Origin of the sequence: Streptosporangium sp. H16, from assembly GCF_051918855.1 — a bacterium.
In the GTDB taxonomy this organism is placed as follows: domain Bacteria; phylum Actinomycetota; class Actinomycetes; order Streptosporangiales; family Streptosporangiaceae; genus Streptosporangium.
The window spans coordinates 118,703-133,656 of sequence record NZ_JBPXMD010000018.1; the positions used below are offsets into that span (position 1 = coordinate 118,703).

A 14,954-nucleotide genomic window follows, 5' to 3' on the forward strand; every position below is an offset into this window, starting at 1 on the left:
GGGCGGCCGGGACCGGTGTCGCCGCACGATGGGGGCATGGATGACACGACTTTGGTATCCCGCTTCCTGCGCGACGGCTTCGTGAAGGTGGAGGGCGCCGTCGCGCCGCGCGTGGCCGCGGACTGCGCGCGGCTGCTGTGGCGGGAGACGGGCTGCGACCCGGACGATCCGGCGACGTGGACGCGGCCCGTGCACTGGGTGGCCGGCATGGCGCAGGGGCCGTTCGCCGCCGCCCCCAACTCCCCGTTCCTGCAGCACGTGTACGACCTGCTCGTCGGCGCGGGACGCTGGGAGCCGCGCTACTCGCTGGGCTCGTTCCCGCTGCGTTTCCCGCACGAGGAGGAGCCGGACGACGCGGGCTGGCACATCGAGGGGAGCTATCTGCCGAAGGGCGAGAGCTGGTACTTCACGAATCTGCGCTCCCGGGGCCGGGCGCTGCTGATGCTTTTCCTGTTCAGCGAGGTCGGTGAGGAGGACGCCCCGACCCGGATCCGGGTCGGCTCACACCTCGACGTGCCGAAGGTGCTGGAGAAGTACGGGGAGGACGGGGCGAGCGGGCTGGTCCTCGCGCCCGATCTGGTGGCGGCCTCCGACCACCGGCCACTCGCCCTCGCCACCGGCTCCCCGGGCGACGTCTTCCTGTGCCATCCGTTCCTGGTGCACGCGGCGCAACCGCACCATGGGGTGCGGCCGCGCTTCATGGCCCAGCCGCCGCTGATGCCGGCCGCGCCGTACGAGCTGGAGCGGGCCGACAGCGCGTACTCACCCGTGGAGATCGCGATCCGCCGGGGCCTGGGACAGGACACCCCCGGTCCGGACGGGGACGGCACCGGCCACGGCGCCGGGTAGACATGCTCCGCCCGTTCCCGGAACCGGGCGGAGAACCCGGTACCCGGGCAGCGGCACGTCCGGCGGCACCGCGCCGTCCGTTTTCGTACGGCCGGGTCAGGCGCGCCGAGAACCGGCAGTCACCGGACGACGTTTGACATCTCCCCGCCCCTGACAGATGGTTGTTCGTATAAAGGACGTATGCGTCCGATAAACGGACAGATCTGGGAGAAGCGGATGCCGTACTACCGGGTCGTGGGGGAGATCCCCCGCAAGCGGCACGTGCAGTTCCGGCGGCCCGACGGCGGGCTGTACGCCGAGGAGCTGATGGGCGAGGAGGGGTTCTCCAGCGACTCGTCGCTGCTCTACCACCGTCACCTCCCCACGGCGATCCTCAAGGCCGAGGCCGTCGAGCCCGACGCGTCGAGAGGGCTTCTCACCCCCAACGTGCCCCTCTCCCCCCGCCACCTGCGCACCCAGGACCTGCCGGACGGGGGCGACCTGGTCACCGGGCGCGGGCTGCTCGCCGGAAACGCCGACGTCCGCATGTCGTACGCAGCGAGCGAGGCCCCCAGCGGGCTCTACCGCAACTCCATGGGCGACGAGTGCGTCTACATCGCGAGCGGGCAGGTCAGGTTCGAGTCGACGTACGGGGTGATCGAGGCCGGGGAGGGCGACTACGTGGTCGTCCCGACCGGGACGATTCACCGGTGGGTGCCGCGGGGCCGCGTCACGGCCTTCACCATCGAGGCGGCGGGCCACATCCGGCCGCCCAAGCGCTACCTGTCCAAGTACGGCCAGTTCCTGGAGCACGCCCCCTACTCCGAGCGCGACCTGCGCACCCCGCAGGAGCCCCTGATCGCCGAGGGCGAGGAGGTGCCGGTGCTGGTCCGCACGCGCGGCGGGCTCACCCGGCTGGTCTATCGCGACCACCCGTTCGACGTGGTCGGCTGGGACGGCTGCCTCTACCCGTACGCGTTCAACATCGACGACTTCGAGCCGATCGTGAAGCGCACCCACGCCCCGCCGCCGGTGCACCAGACCTTCGAGGGTCCCAACTTCGTGATCTGCTCGTTCTGCCCCCGGCCGCTCGACTTCCACCCGGACGCGATCCCGATCCCCTACAACCACCACAACGTCGACTCCGACGAGCTGATGTTCTACGCGGGGGGTGACTACACCGCGCGCAGGGGCTCGGGCATCGACGTCGGCTCGGTCTCGCTGCACCCGGCGGGGTTCACCCACGGCCCGCAGCCGGGCGCCGTCGAGGCCGTCATCGAGGCGGTGCGGCAGGGCCACACGCGGACGAGCGAGCTGGCCGTGATGGTCGACACCTTCCGCCCCCTCGACCTGGGCCCGGCGGGACTGTCGGTGGAGGACCCCGCGTACGCGTGGACATGGGCCCGTTGACGGGTCACGGGCCCGTCGCGAACGCGGGCCCGCCACGGGGTAGGGACAGGGCCATGAGCGCACACGCGAGCACGGGGACGGGCGCGAAGGTGAACGACGTGGGGACGAGAACGGCGGTGCTCTTCCGAGGGCTCGTCGACGACGCCGGGCTGTTCCCGCCGACCGGGCTGCCGATGGCCGAGGCCCTGGAGCGGCACAGGAGCGACCTGGCGGGCGACGACCCGGTGCTCACCCACCGGTTCCTCTGCCCGGCCGGGCGCCTGGCGGAGCTTCGCGACCACCTGACCTTCCCGATCCGGCTCGGCCTGATCCTGGGCACCCCCGACGTCCCGTCCCTTGAGTCCCTTGAGTCCCTTGAGGACCTCGCCGTCGAGCTCGTCGAGGTGCGTCAGGCGCCGGGCGAGACCCCGGGGGCCGCGGCGGAGCGGCTGGCCGGACGGCTGCCGGGCGGTGCCCGGCTGTTCGTGGAGGTGTCCCCGGGCGACCTCGCCTCCCTGCCGCGCGACGCCACGGGCCCCGGCCTGAAGTTCCGCTGCGGCGGGCTGACCGCCGGGGCCTTTCCCCGCGCCGCGGACCTGGGCGCCCTCATCGCGCACTGCGCGAGGCACGGCGTGCCGTTCAAGGCGACCGCGGGGCTGCACAACGCGGTCCGTCACTTCGATCCCGAACTGGGCGTGGACCGGCACGGCTTCCTCAACCTGGTCCTCGCGGTCTGCGCGGCCGTGGAGGACCGCGATCCGGTGCCGGTGCTGAAGCTGACCGACGTCGGCGAGCTGGTACGGCTGGCGCAGGCCGTGCCCGACGACACCGCGGCGCGGGCCAGGGAGCTGCTGGTGTCGTACGGGTCGTGCGACACGCACACCCCGATCGAGGACCTGACGGCCCTGTGCCTGATCGACCGGCGCCCGCCGGCCCCCGCGACCCCCGGTACAGAAGGCACAGAAGAGGAGAGCGTGTGATGTCTTGGGGCCTGGAGAACCTGCCCTACGGAGTCTTCTCCCGCCACGAGGGGGAGACCCCTCGCGTCGGCGTCCGATACGGCGACCACGTGGTCGACCTGGCCGGGGCCCTGCACGACGAGGTGTTCGCCACCGGCTCGCTCAACGCCTTCATGTCCAGGGGCCCGGCCGCGTGGCGCGCCACCCGGGCCCTGATCCAGAACAAGCTGAGCACCGACCAGGCGGTGATGGGGCCGCACCTCGTCCCCCTCGACCAGGTCACGCTGCACCTGCCGGTCGAGGTGGCCGACTACGTCGACTTCTACTGCTCGCTGGAGCACGCCTCCAACCTGGGCCGGATGTTCCGCCCCGACGAGGAGCCGCTCAAGCCGAACTGGCGGCACCTGCCGGTCGGCTACCACGGCAGGGCGGGGACGGTCGTCGCGTCCGGCACCCCGGTCACCCGGCCGTGCGGGCAGCGCGGCGCGGGGGTCTTCGGCCCGTCCGCCAAGCTGGACATCGAGGCGGAGCTGGGATTCGTCGTCGGCGCGCCCACGGCCCTCGGCGACCGGGCAGGGCGGTTCGAGGACCACGTGTTCGGCGTGACCCTGGTCAACGACTGGAGCGCCCGCGACATCCAGGCGTGGGAGTACGTCCCGCTGGGCCCGTTCCTCGGCAAGTCCTTCGCCACCTCGGTGTCGCCGTGGATCACCCCGCTCGCGGCCCTGTCGGAGGCGCGGATCGAGGGCAGGCCGCAGGACCCGGAGCCGCTCGGCTACCTGCGCCGTGAGGAGCCGTGGGGGCTCGACCTGCGGCTGGAGGTCTCGGTGAACGGTGAGGTCGTCTCCCGCCCCCCGTACCGGGACATGTACTGGACGCCCGACCAGATGCTCGCCCACATGACCGTCAACGGCGCCGCCCTGCGCACCGGCGACCTCTACGCCAGCGGCACGGTCTCCGGCTCCGAACCGGGCGAGCGCGGCTCGCTGATCGAACTGACCTGGAACGGGACCGAGCCGCTGAAGCTGCCCGACGGCTCGGCCAGGACCTTCCTGGAGGACGGGGACACCGTCACGATCACCGCGACCGCCCCCGGACCCGGTGGAACCATGATCACCCTGGGGGAGGTGTCGGGAACGATCGAGCCCGCGCGGTAGCCCCGGCACCGGACGGCAGAGTCGGGCCTGTCGGCGATGCGGTGAAGGACATACGGTGGGAAAGGAACCTCCCAGACGTCCGGCGCGTTGTACAGACAGGAGGGCCGGAGCATGGAGTACTGGGTCATCTGGTTGATCTTGGCGGTGGCGCTGGGAGTCGCCGAGATATTCACCCTGACCACCGCTCTCGGCCTGCTCGGGGGCGCCGCCCTCATCACCTCCGTCGCCGCCGTGCTGGGGCTGCCGGTCCCGCTCCAGCTCGTGGTGTTCATCGCCTCCCTGGCCGCCGGAGTGACCGTGGTCCGGCCCATCGCCAGACGCCATCTCACCAGCCTGCAGCCCCGCAGCCAGCGCTTCGGGATCCAGGCGATCGTCGGCAAGTCCGCCTACGTCCTGCGCGAGGTGACCGGCCGGGACGGCCGGGTGCGGATCGGCGGCGAGGAGTGGTCCGCCAGGGCCTACGACGAGACCCTGGTGATACCCGCCGGGGCGACCGTCGACGTCATCGAGATCGAGGGCGCGACCGCGCTCGTGTATCCACGGGAGTGACACCATGGACGCTCTGCTCATAGCCGGACTGCTCATCGCCCTGCTGGCGGTGTTCACCGTGATCCGTTCGGTGCGCATCGTCCCCCAGGCCCGGGCCCGCAACGTGGAACGGCTGGGTCGCTACCACAGCACGCTGAAGCCCGGCCTGAACTTCGTCATCCCGTACATCGACCGTGTCTATCCGATGATCGACCTGCGCGAGCAGGTCGTCTCCTTCAAGCCCCAGCCGGTGATCACCGAGGACAACCTGGTCGTCGAGATCGACACGGTCCTGTACTTCCAGGTCACCGACCCCCGGGCCGCGGCGTACGAGATCGCCAACTACATCCAGGCCGTGGAGCAGCTCACGGTCACCACGCTGCGCAACGTCGTCGGCTCGCTCGACCTGGAGATGACGCTGACCTCGCGCGACACGATCAACAGCCAGCTGCGCGGGGTGCTGGACGAGGCGACCGGCAAGTGGGGCATCCGGGTCAACCGGGTGGAGATCAAGGCCATCGACCCGCCCAAGAGCATCAAGGAGGCGATGGAGAAGCAGATGCGCGCCGAGCGGGACAAGCGCGCCGCGATCCTCAACGCCGAGGGCCAGCGGCAGTCGCAGATCCTCACCGCCGAGGGCGACAAGCAGAGCGCGATCCTGCGGGCCGAGGGTGACCGGAGCGCCGCGATCCTCAAGGCCGAGGGCCAGTCCCAGGCCATCGACGAGGTCTTCCAGGCCGTGCACCGCAACGACCCCGACCCCAAGCTGCTGGCGTACCAGTACCTGCAGGTGCTGCCCGAGCTGGCCAAGGGCCCGAACAACACGTTCTGGGTGATCCCCAGCGAGGTCACCTCCGCGATCCAGGGCGTCTCCAAGGCGTTCACCGAGGCGCTGCCGCAGTCGTCGGCCGTCCGCGAGGCCCCCAGGGTCAACGAGGCCGCGGCCGAGGAGAGGAAGCAGGCCGAGCAGGCCGCCGCCGACGCGGTCGCCGAGGCGGCCGAGGCCGATCTGGGCCCCCGCCAGCTCAACGCACCCCCCGCGCACCTGCCCGGCGACGACCTCCTGGGAACGGGGACAGGGGCGGGAACGGCAGTGGGAGCGCGGGAGGAGCACCGCGGGAACGGCTCCTGAGCCTCCCGGCTCTCCCGGCCCTCCCGACCTCGATCCCCTCGCCTCTCCCTCGGTCCTTCCGCCCGGCGTGTCCGGGCGGGAGGATCGATGTCGTGGTGGGAACCGACGGCGAGGACCACTCGGCTGGTCGGTTTGCGGTCAAATGTCTGGGTAACCCTCTAGGTCTCGGGGACCGGGCGTGAAGCAACGCTGTGGGTGGGGTTAAGAAAACCGCGATGGACATCCCCGAAGGCGACCGGGCACAGTGCGTAGGGTCGGAGCTGAGGGGGAATCCGCTATGAAAGCGCTGGTCAAGGAGAGGGCCGAACCCGGCCTGTGGCTGGCCGACGTGCCTGAACCGTCCGTCGGCCCCGGCGAGGTGCTGATCAAGGTGCTGCGCACCGGGATCTGCGGCACGGACCTGCACATCCGGAGTTTCGACGCGTGGGCCCGGCAGACGCTGCGGACGCCGCTCGTCATCGGCCACGAGTTCTGCGGCGAGGTCGTCGAGGTGGCGCCGGGCGTGGAGGACATCGCCCCCGGCGACCTGGTCAGCGGTGAGGGGCACCTGGTCTGCGGCAAGTGCCGCAACTGCATGGCCGGACGGCGGCACCTGTGCCGCGCCACGATCGGGCTGGGCGTGAACCGCGACGGCGCCTTCGCCGAGTACGTGACACTCCCGGCCTCCAACGTCTGGGTGCACCGGGTCCCGGTCGATCTCGACGTGGCCGCGATCTTCGACCCGTTCGGCAACGCGGTGCACACCGCCCTGACGTTCCCGATGGTCGGCGAGGACGTGCTGATCTCCGGCGCCGGCCCGATCGGGCTGATGGCCGCCGCGGTGGCCACCCACGTGGGCGCCCGCAACGTGGTCGTCACCGACGTCAGCCCGGAGCGGCTGGAGCTGGCCCGCAAGCTCGGGGTCACCCTGGCGCTGAACGTCGCCGAGACGTCCGTCCAGGAGGGCATGGACGGGCTGGGCATGCGCGAGGGCTTCGACGTGGGACTGGAGATGTCCGGGAACCCGAAGGCGCTCCGCGACATGATCGCCTCCATGTCGCACGGCGGGAAGATCGCCATGCTCGGCCTGCCCGTCGAGGAGTTCGCCGTCGACTTCGCGACGATCGTGACCTCGATGATCACGCTCAAGGGGATCTACGGCCGGGAGATGTACGAGACCTGGTACGCCATGTCCGTGCTCCTGGAGAAGGGCCTCGACCTCTCCCCCGTGATCACCGACCGCTTCTCCTACCGCGACTTCGACGCGGCCTTCGACACCGCCGCCGGAGGCAGGACCGGCAAGGTCATCCTGGACTGGACGGCCTGATGTCCGGCTCCTGCCGCGACTTCGGCGCCGTCCACAGCGGAACCTGCAAGATCACCTCGGATTGGACCGCCTGATGTTCGACAATCTCCGCGACGACTTCCGTACGACCCTGAACGAGATCGCCGAGGCCGGGCTGCTCAAGCCCGAGCGGGTCATCACCACCCCGCAGCGCGCCGGGATCGCGGTCGCGGGTGGTGGCGAGGTGCTCAACTTCTGCGCCAACAACTACCTCGGCCTGGCCGACCACCCCGAGGTGATCGCCGCCGCCCAGGAGGCCCTCGACCGCTGGGGCTTCGGCATGGCGTCGGTCCGCTTCATCTGCGGCACCCAGGAGGTGCACAAGGAGCTGGAGGCGCGGCTGTCGGACTTCCTCGGCCAGGAGGACACCGTCCTGTACAGCTCGTGCTTCGACGCCAACGGCGGCGTGTTCGAGACGCTGCTCGACGACCGCGACGCGGTGATCTCCGACGCCCTCAACCACGCGAGCGTCATCGACGGCATCCGCCTGTCCAAGGCGCGGCGCCTGCGCTACGCCAACCGCGACCTGGCCGAGCTGGAGGCGCGGCTCAAGGAGTCCGCCGACGCCCGGCGCAGGCTGATCGTCACCGACGGCGTCTTCTCCATGGACGGCTACGTCGCGCCGCTGGAGGAGATCTGCGACCTGGCGGAGCGGTACGGGGCCATGGTGATGGTCGACGACTCGCACGCCGTCGGCTTCGTCGGCGAGCACGGCGGGGGCACCCCCGAGCTGCACGGCGTTCGGGACCGGGTCGACATCCTCACCGGCACGCTCGGCAAGGCGCTCGGCGGGGCCAGCGGCGGCTACGTGGCGGCGCGCAAGGAGATCTGCGAGCTGCTCCGCCAGCGCTCGCGCCCCTACCTGTTCTCCAACTCCCTCGCCCCGGTGATCGCCGCCGCGTCGCTGCGCGTCCTCGACCTGATCAGCGGCTCGGACGAGGCCCGGACGAGGCTGCGCGCCAACACCGAGCGGTTCCGCACCGGCATGACCGAGGCCGGGTTCGACATCCTGCCCGGCGACCACCCCATCGTCCCGGTGATGATCGGCGACGCCGCCGAGGCCGCCGCGATGGCCGAACGCCTGCTGGAGCTGGGCGTCTACGTGATCGGCTTCTCCTACCCCGTGGTCCCGCACGGCCAGGCCCGCATCCGGGTCCAGCTGTCCGCGGCCCACTCGGCCGAGGACGTCGACCGCGCGCTGGAGGCCTTCGCCGCCGCCCGCGGCTGAACACCGGCGGCCGGACACCGACCTCGTCCCCGGCCCCGCCTCGGCCCGCGAACGAACCTTCGCGGCCGGACACCGGCTCAGTTCGTGAACGGGTGCCCGGGGAGCCGAACATCGGCCCCCCGGAGCCGTCGCCGGGCATCCGCGACGACCGGCAAAAGGGCGTTTGTCGCAGGTCGCGGGTGACCTCGGCGAGAATACGAAGGTGATAGACACGCGGCGGCTCAGGACCCTGCGTGCGGTGGCCGACCACCGCACGGTCACCGCGGCCGCCGCCGCGCTGCACCTGACCCCCTCGGCGGTCTCCCAGCAGCTCGTCGCCCTGGAACACGAGGTGGGCCACCGGCTGCTCGACCGCGACGGCCGGGGCGTGCGGCTCACCGCCGTCGGGCGCATCCTCCTCGACCACGCCAATGAGATCTTCGCCCAGCTGGAGCGAGCCGGGGCCGACATCGCCGCCTACACGGCCGGTACGGCGGGCGAGGTGAAGGTGGCCTCCTTCGCCACCGCGATCGGGCTGGTCGTGGCTCCCGCGGTCGGCACCCTGCGGGACAAGGAGCCCGGCATCCGGGTGCGCGTCCTGGACGCCGAGGGTGACCAGAGCCTCACCATGGTCCTGGACGGCGCGGTGGACGCGGCCGTGGCCGTGGAGTACCGCGGGGCCCCCGCCGAGGACGACCGGCGGCTGTCGCGCATCCCGCTCTACTCCGAGCCGTTCGACCTGGTGCTTCCCCGAGGCCATCGCCTCTCCGGGAGCGAGGTGACGGTCGCGGACCTGTCGGGCGAGACCTGGATCGGCCCCTACCCGGGCAACCCCTGCCACGACGTGATCGCGCTGGCCTGCGAGCACGCGGGCTTCACCCCCGAGTTCGCCCACTCCTCCGACGACTTCAGCGCGGTGGTCGCACTCGCCGCCGCCGGAGCCGGGGTGGCGATGGTGCCGCGCCTGGCCCTGCGCGGCACCGACCCCTCCGGCGTGGTGATCCGCCCGGTGCCCGGCCCCGAACGCCGCGTCTTCACCGCCGTACGCCGGGGCGCCGAGCGACATCCCCTGCTCATCCCACTGCTGAACGCTCTCCAGGACGCCGCGACGACACTCCGCAGGACCCCGTCCCTGTGACGACCCCCGTGACCCGGACGCTCGTCGCGGCCGAGGACGTCTTCGGTACGTACGAGGCACCGAGGTACCCGTCGTCCACGCCTTCGAGTTCCAAGGGCGACGAGGGCTCCTCGCCGTCGCCCGTCCACGCTCCCGTCAGAACAGGCCACCGGTGCCGGCTACGGTGCCAGTGACGGCCCATCGCCCCCACCACGAGGGCGACCGCGGCGATCATCCCGGCGATCACTGACTGAAACACCAGATACATATCACCCACCCCGTCCTAAAGATTCCTTATGGGACTTTTCGTGGAACAGGGGACTCATGGATGCATCCAGGATTACGCAATTTTTGGAAAGCGCTTAACCTGGCCGTACTCGCCCTCCAGGACGGATCCTCCCGCCCCGGGCCGACGCGCTCCGGCGCACCGCGAGGACACCACGTCGGGCCCGTCTCCGCAAAGTTGCTTTCGGTATAGCCGAAGATACGTTCGGTCCGCACGAAGCATCGTGGCATCCGTCGTTCCCACGCGGCGAGGCTTACGAGCAGGTTCCGACCGGGACAGGAAACCCCCGGCGAGGTGCTCCAACGGGGAGGTGGAGCTGGAGCGGCACATGCCGCGGGTTCCTTCGTGGGGGACGAACCCGCGTGCCGCCACCCGCCGGGGGTGGTTCGTTGGCTCCCAACGGGTGCCGGGAGCGGCGCGTCACCCCCGCTGAGCGGAGGCCGGCGCTCCGGGGAGGAGATCATCCGGAGACGGTGGCGCCGAACTCTCGGTGAGACTTTCGTCAGAGCGCGGCGGGTTCGCGGGAAGCTCGCACCAGACGGTCCGTCCGGGTTCGCGGCCGTGGGATCGGTAGCCCCAGTTTCCGCCCGAGAGCATGCCGACGATGGCCAGCCCTCGGCCGTTCTCCATCAGGAGGCATGCCGGGTCCGCCCGGAGGCGGGGTTCCTCGACGCTCAGGCCCGCGTCCACGACCTCGACGCGCAGCAGGCCGCCGTACGCCAGCAACCGCAGGATCAGCGGGTCGTCATCGCAAGCCCCGGCCTGCCCGGTGACCCCGTATCGGGCGTGCCGGACGGCGTTGGTCACCAGCTCGGACACGGCCAGCCGCGCGTCCTCATAGGCCGGATGCCCCTCTCCCAGCCATTTACGAACCTCCTCCCGCGCCCTCGAAGCGGCTTCGACATTACCGAGAAGAGGTATTTCGCTGAACGTCTCCAGCTCCACGGGATTGCCCCTTCCGACCGAGTTGAACCGACCCGTTATCGCGTGAGCCATCAACTGACATACCGCGACAGCACCGGCTCGACAGGCACACGGTCCCAAACGCAAAGACGCAGAGGAAGCCGAACCGCGATTACCAGGGGTTCACAGTTCGCGAAGTAAGTTCACAGCACTGTGAACCCATGAAAACCTCGTATCCATTCCCTCGGGAATGAAGATGAAGGAGAATCCCAAAGAGACAGCGAGAGGAGACCGAAATGCACATCATCCCGGATCCCGAGTCGGATCCAGAGCCGGAGGCAGTTGCAGAGCCGGAGACAGAATCGGAGCCGGAGTTCGATACGGATTCGCATGAATCCACGCGCGTTCAATTCGGAAGAGAGCTACGGAAATACCGGATTTTATCCGGATTTACCCAAAGGCGGCTCTGCATCGCGGTCCCTCTCGCCGTGAGCCATCTGAGCATGCTGGAGAACGGCCACCGTGCCCCCACCTGGAAGCTGGCCCGTCAGATCGACGAGGCCCTCAACCTGGGCACGACGCTCGTCGATCTCCTGGACCGCCTGGACCGCACGACCAGCCAGGTCCCCCACTGGTTCCGCCCCTGGCTGGAGTTCGAGCCCCTCTCGACCTCCCAGCGCATCTGGGGAGCACTGATGGTGCCCGGCCTCCTCCAGACCGAGCAGTACGCGGAAGCCATCCTCAGCCGCAGCCCCGGCACCACCCCCGATCAGGTGCAGCAGAACGTCGCGGACCGAATGGGCAGAAAGAGCATTCTTCACCGACCCAACCCCCCGATGCTCTGGGTCATCCTGGACGAGGGCATCCTGCACCGTCCCGTCGCTGATCCCGAGGTGATGAGGGGACAGTTCCACTACCTTCTGGAGATGTCGGAGAACCCATGGCTCTCTCTGCAGGTGCTCCCCCACAGCGCACGCAACGTGCTCGGCCTGCTGGGCGGCTTCACCATCGCCGACATGCCAAAAAACGCACCTCCCGTGGCCTACATCGATTCCCAGAGCACCGGGGACCGGATGAGCGAGCGGGTCAAAGAGATAAAAAGGCTAGAATTCCTATATGACCTGATCCGTGCGGACGCTCTGTCCCGGAGCGATTCACGCGACAAGATCAAGGAGGCGATCCAGCGATGGACGACCTGACCCAACAACTTCACACCGCCCACTGGCGCAAATCCACCCTCTCCGGTCACGACGCGAGCGACTGCGTGGAAATCGCCGACCTCTCCAACGGCCACCGAGGCGTCCGCGACAGCAAAAACCCCACCGCCCCCGCCCTCATCCTCACCCCCCACCAATGGAACACCTTCATCACCACCATCAAGAACGGCGATCTCGGCTGACAGTGAGGATGTAGGCGCCGGGCGTGCCGGGGAAACCAGGTCCGTCCCGCTGCGGATCAGGGCTGGAGGGCCGCGGTGAGCTTCGCGACGTCGGAGGTGTAGACGGTCATCCAGTGCGGACGCAGCCGGTAGTAGACCACCTCGTCGTCCCAGTCGAAGGCGTCGCCGCCGTAGAAGCCCTTGAGGTACGCGAGCAGGTCCGGCCAGTCCGCGGCGGGCTCACCGTCCCGGGGGTTGAGGATCTCCACCGTGCCGTGCGTGAACACGCCCAGGTCCTCACCGCGCAGGTGCGCGGCGCTGACGGCGGGCCGGGCGGCGAGATGGCGGGCCTTGGCGGCGTTGCGTGCCGTGCCGAAGTGCCACTTTCCGTGCAGGAAGTGCCCGTCCACACCGCTGATCCGCGGCTCGCTCTTCGCTGTCACGGTGGACAGCGCGAGGGTGCACATGCCGGTGAGGACCCGGGTGAGCTGCTCCGCGGTCAGGGTGCGCTCGCTGTTGATGATCGAGCGGAGGTGCGAAGTGGATCGGGAGAGGGAGGCGTCGAGGAGGGCCTGAAGCTCTTTGAGCTCTTCTGGCGTTTCGCGCATTGAAGTCCTTGTCCATCCGTAGGGGCCGGTCCACGGCCGCCGTCGACGCCGGCCGGTCAAACCATGCTCGCCCAAAAACCCGACACCTCATGTCATGTTTCCTCGCCCGTCTCGCGGACCGTGGCGGGCCGCCACGAGTCCGGGGAAGTGATGCCGACCGCTCCCACTCGCTGCTGCCGGTGCCTGCCGTGACCTGGGACCGGCCCGTGATCGACGTCCTGCGTGGAAAGGCCCTCCTGACCGGCGGCACGCCGAGGTTCGGGCGGCTCGCCGATCAGGAGGGCGGGGCCGTGACCGTCACGGTGAGGGTGTGGGATGACGGTCACGAGGGAGATCAGTCCTTCGGGCGCTCGCCGAGCCTGTCGGCGAAGCCCATGTCGGCCAGCGCCACGCTCAGTAGCGTCACGCCCTTCTCCATCACGTCGTACTGGAGCAGTTCGGCCGTCCGCGGGTCGATGATCAGACGGAAGGTGAAGGCGTCCGCCGTCGACGAGGAGAGGGCGACCCCTGTGCGCCCCAACGCGTCCTTCGCCTCACCCTGCGAAGTGATGCCCGGCTGGTCGGCGAGCACCTTGAACAGCGCGGACCGGGTGCCCGGCGTGATCGGCGCGGTCATCAGGTCCACGCCCGTCTGCCACAGGTAAACGGCCTTGCCGGAACCCGCGGAGTCGGGGCTGCGCTTCCAGAGGTCGTCCAGGTGGCGCTTGAGCCCGTCCTGGCCGGCGGGCAGCTCGGTGACACTCCGCGGGGTCAGGCTCGGGTTGTCGATCGACAGGATCGACTCGAAGGCGTCGTCGGTCCGGGGTTCGCCGTCCGCCAGTTCGGGCGACCCCGCCGCCTTCCAGGCGGTCTCGTCCTGTGGGGAGCCGAACATGACCGCCACGTCCTGGTTGCTCACCCTCCGGCCGGTCTCGCCCGCCTTCATGGCGCGCCAGGTCTCGCGGGTGTTGGCCAGGTAGGCCGCGTACGGCAACTCGGCGGGCTCCGCCTTGATCTCGGCCGTGTGCTCGCCGGGGACGTTGTACACCTTCTGTATGGTGCGCTCGTTGACGTACCAGTAGCGGCCGGAATCCGCCGGTTCCCGCCGCGCGGTGGAGGCCGCGGCCAGCAGGAACGTGCGCGCGTCCGCCACGCGTCCGGGCGCCCCCTGCGTCGTGGAGGCCACCACGGCGCCACCCGGGCCCGGACCGGGGCCGTCGCCGGTCGTGACGACGACGGCCGCGGCGGCGAGCCCGGCGGCCAGTGTGCCGGCCATGAGGAAGTACGGCCGCCGCGAGCGCGGCCGGGCCAGGCGGGCGGGCCTGGCCGGTTCGGTGTGCGGGGTGGCGAAGGCGCGGGCCAGGTCGTCCGCCCGGCGGCGCCGGTAACCGTCTTCGGTCAGCTCGTCCAGCTCGCTGGGCCTGAGCCGGGCGAACGTGCGATCATCCATGAAAGGGGCTCCAAAGGGGTGCGGATCAGGATTCGAGGCTGCGAACGCGGCGTGGGCCGCCGGCGTGCATCGCCTGGGCCAGGCGCTTGCGCGCCCGGTGCAGCCGGACGTTGTACGTGCGGACCGAACACCCCATGACGGTCGCGGCCTGCTCCGGCGGCAGGCCGTACCAGGTGGCGAACACCATCGCCTCCACGTCCTGCTCGGGCAGGGCCGACAGCGCGGCCAGGGCGCTCTCCCTGTCGATGACGTGCTCGGCCACGTCCCACGCCACGTGGTCGCGCGAGGTGGTGAGGGCGGCTATCCGGTCGGCCAGGGCCTGGCGGCGGGTGCGCGAGTCGCGCTGCTTGGCCAGCAGGTTGCGGGCGACACCGAGCAGCCAGGGCAGCGGCGGCTCGGGCAGTTCCGCGAGCCGTCTCCACGCCACGAGGAACGTCTCACTGCAGACGTCCTCGGCCGCGTCGCGCCCGGCTCGCAGCAGGGCGTAGCCGAGCACGCTGCGGTAGTGCCGGTCGTACAGGTCGGTGAATCGTTCTTCGGGATCGTCCACACCAAGTAGTCCCTCCGAACACGTCCGGATTACCGCGTCCCGTCGATTCGTCCCTCATGCTCGCCCGCACTCCACCACGTCAGCCCTTGCCACACAACGATGGTCATGTCTCACGGCGAATCCCCAAGGAAGAAGCCCTCCGACCCCACCCCGGATAAC

Annotated in this window: 15 protein-coding genes; 11 read left to right on the plus strand and 4 right to left on the minus strand. The window is 70.2% G+C overall.

Features of this window, described 5'->3' with window-relative positions; genetic code table 11:
• Positions 1–36: 36 nt before the first annotated feature.
• The 9 genes from ACTOQ2_RS27610 (at position 37) to ACTOQ2_RS27650 (ending at position 9,662) form a co-directional block, all read left to right on the plus strand.
• The gene (locus ACTOQ2_RS27610) at positions 37–849 is read left to right on the plus strand and encodes a phytanoyl-CoA dioxygenase family protein (protein WP_440103411.1); all 813 of its coding nucleotides are present in this window, start codon (positions 37–39) and stop codon (positions 847–849) included.
• A 216-nt stretch (positions 850–1,065) separates the two neighbouring features.
• Positions 1,066–2,238, plus strand: a complete 1,173-nt coding sequence (locus ACTOQ2_RS27615; RefSeq protein WP_440103498.1) for a homogentisate 1,2-dioxygenase — start codon at positions 1,066–1,068, stop codon at positions 2,236–2,238.
• Positions 2,239–2,291: 53 nt separating this feature from the next.
• Positions 2,292–3,197: a hypothetical protein gene (locus ACTOQ2_RS27620; RefSeq protein ID WP_440103412.1), complete on the plus strand. Its 906-nt coding sequence runs from the start codon at positions 2,292–2,294 to the stop codon at positions 3,195–3,197.
• Positions 3,197–4,333: a fumarylacetoacetase gene (gene fahA / locus ACTOQ2_RS27625; protein WP_440103414.1), complete on the plus strand. Its 1,137-nt coding sequence runs from the start codon at positions 3,197–3,199 to the stop codon at positions 4,331–4,333. The genes ACTOQ2_RS27620 and fahA overlap by 1 nt, the downstream gene beginning before the upstream one ends.
• A gap of 111 nt (positions 4,334–4,444) precedes the next feature.
• A complete protein-coding gene (locus tag ACTOQ2_RS27630) occupies positions 4,445–4,882 on the plus strand; it encodes an NfeD family protein (protein WP_440103416.1) in 438 nt (145 codons plus the stop codon).
• Between the two features lie 4 nt (positions 4,883–4,886).
• The gene (locus tag ACTOQ2_RS27635; protein ID WP_440068878.1) at positions 4,887–5,993 is read left to right on the plus strand and encodes an SPFH domain-containing protein; all 1,107 of its coding nucleotides are present in this window, start codon (positions 4,887–4,889) and stop codon (positions 5,991–5,993) included.
• A gap of 277 nt (positions 5,994–6,270) precedes the next feature.
• Positions 6,271–7,299 (plus strand): L-threonine 3-dehydrogenase, encoded by a 1,029-nt coding sequence (tdh, locus tag ACTOQ2_RS27640; protein ID WP_440103418.1) that lies wholly within the window; start codon positions 6,271–6,273, stop codon positions 7,297–7,299.
• A gap of 73 nt (positions 7,300–7,372) precedes the next feature.
• A complete protein-coding gene (locus ACTOQ2_RS27645; RefSeq protein WP_440103420.1) occupies positions 7,373–8,545 on the plus strand; it encodes a glycine C-acetyltransferase in 1,173 nt (390 codons plus the stop codon).
• A gap of 202 nt (positions 8,546–8,747) precedes the next feature.
• Positions 8,748–9,662: a LysR family transcriptional regulator gene (locus ACTOQ2_RS27650; RefSeq protein ID WP_440103422.1), complete on the plus strand. Its 915-nt coding sequence runs from the start codon at positions 8,748–8,750 to the stop codon at positions 9,660–9,662.
• Between the two features lie 685 nt (positions 9,663–10,347).
• Here the strand turns inward: ACTOQ2_RS27650 and ACTOQ2_RS27655 are convergent.
• Complete coding sequence (locus ACTOQ2_RS27655) at positions 10,348–10,872, minus strand: ATP-binding protein (protein WP_440103424.1); 525 nt, start codon at positions 10,870–10,872, stop codon at positions 10,348–10,350.
• Positions 10,873–11,126: 254 nt separating this feature from the next.
• Between ACTOQ2_RS27655 and ACTOQ2_RS27660 the strand changes: the two genes are divergently transcribed.
• Complete coding sequence (locus tag ACTOQ2_RS27660) at positions 11,127–12,029, plus strand: helix-turn-helix domain-containing protein (protein WP_440103425.1); 903 nt, start codon at positions 11,127–11,129, stop codon at positions 12,027–12,029.
• Complete coding sequence (locus ACTOQ2_RS27665) at positions 12,017–12,229, plus strand: DUF397 domain-containing protein (protein WP_440103427.1); 213 nt, start codon at positions 12,017–12,019, stop codon at positions 12,227–12,229. Before ACTOQ2_RS27660 ends, ACTOQ2_RS27665 begins: the two co-directional genes overlap by 13 nt.
• 56 nt (positions 12,230–12,285) lie before the next feature.
• Here the strand turns inward: ACTOQ2_RS27665 and ACTOQ2_RS27670 are convergent, their stop codons facing one another.
• The 3 genes from ACTOQ2_RS27670 to ACTOQ2_RS27680 form a co-directional block, all read right to left on the minus strand.
• Positions 12,286–12,816, minus strand: a complete 531-nt coding sequence (locus tag ACTOQ2_RS27670) for a pyridoxamine 5'-phosphate oxidase family protein (protein WP_440103429.1) — start codon at positions 12,814–12,816, stop codon at positions 12,286–12,288.
• A 334-nt stretch (positions 12,817–13,150) separates the two neighbouring features.
• Positions 13,151–14,245, minus strand: a complete 1,095-nt coding sequence (locus ACTOQ2_RS27675) for a CU044_5270 family protein (protein WP_440103431.1) — start codon at positions 14,243–14,245, stop codon at positions 13,151–13,153.
• 25 nt (positions 14,246–14,270) lie between these two features.
• Complete coding sequence (locus ACTOQ2_RS27680) at positions 14,271–14,795, minus strand: RNA polymerase sigma factor (protein ID WP_440103432.1); 525 nt, start codon at positions 14,793–14,795, stop codon at positions 14,271–14,273.
• Positions 14,796–14,954 lie beyond the last annotated feature (159 nt).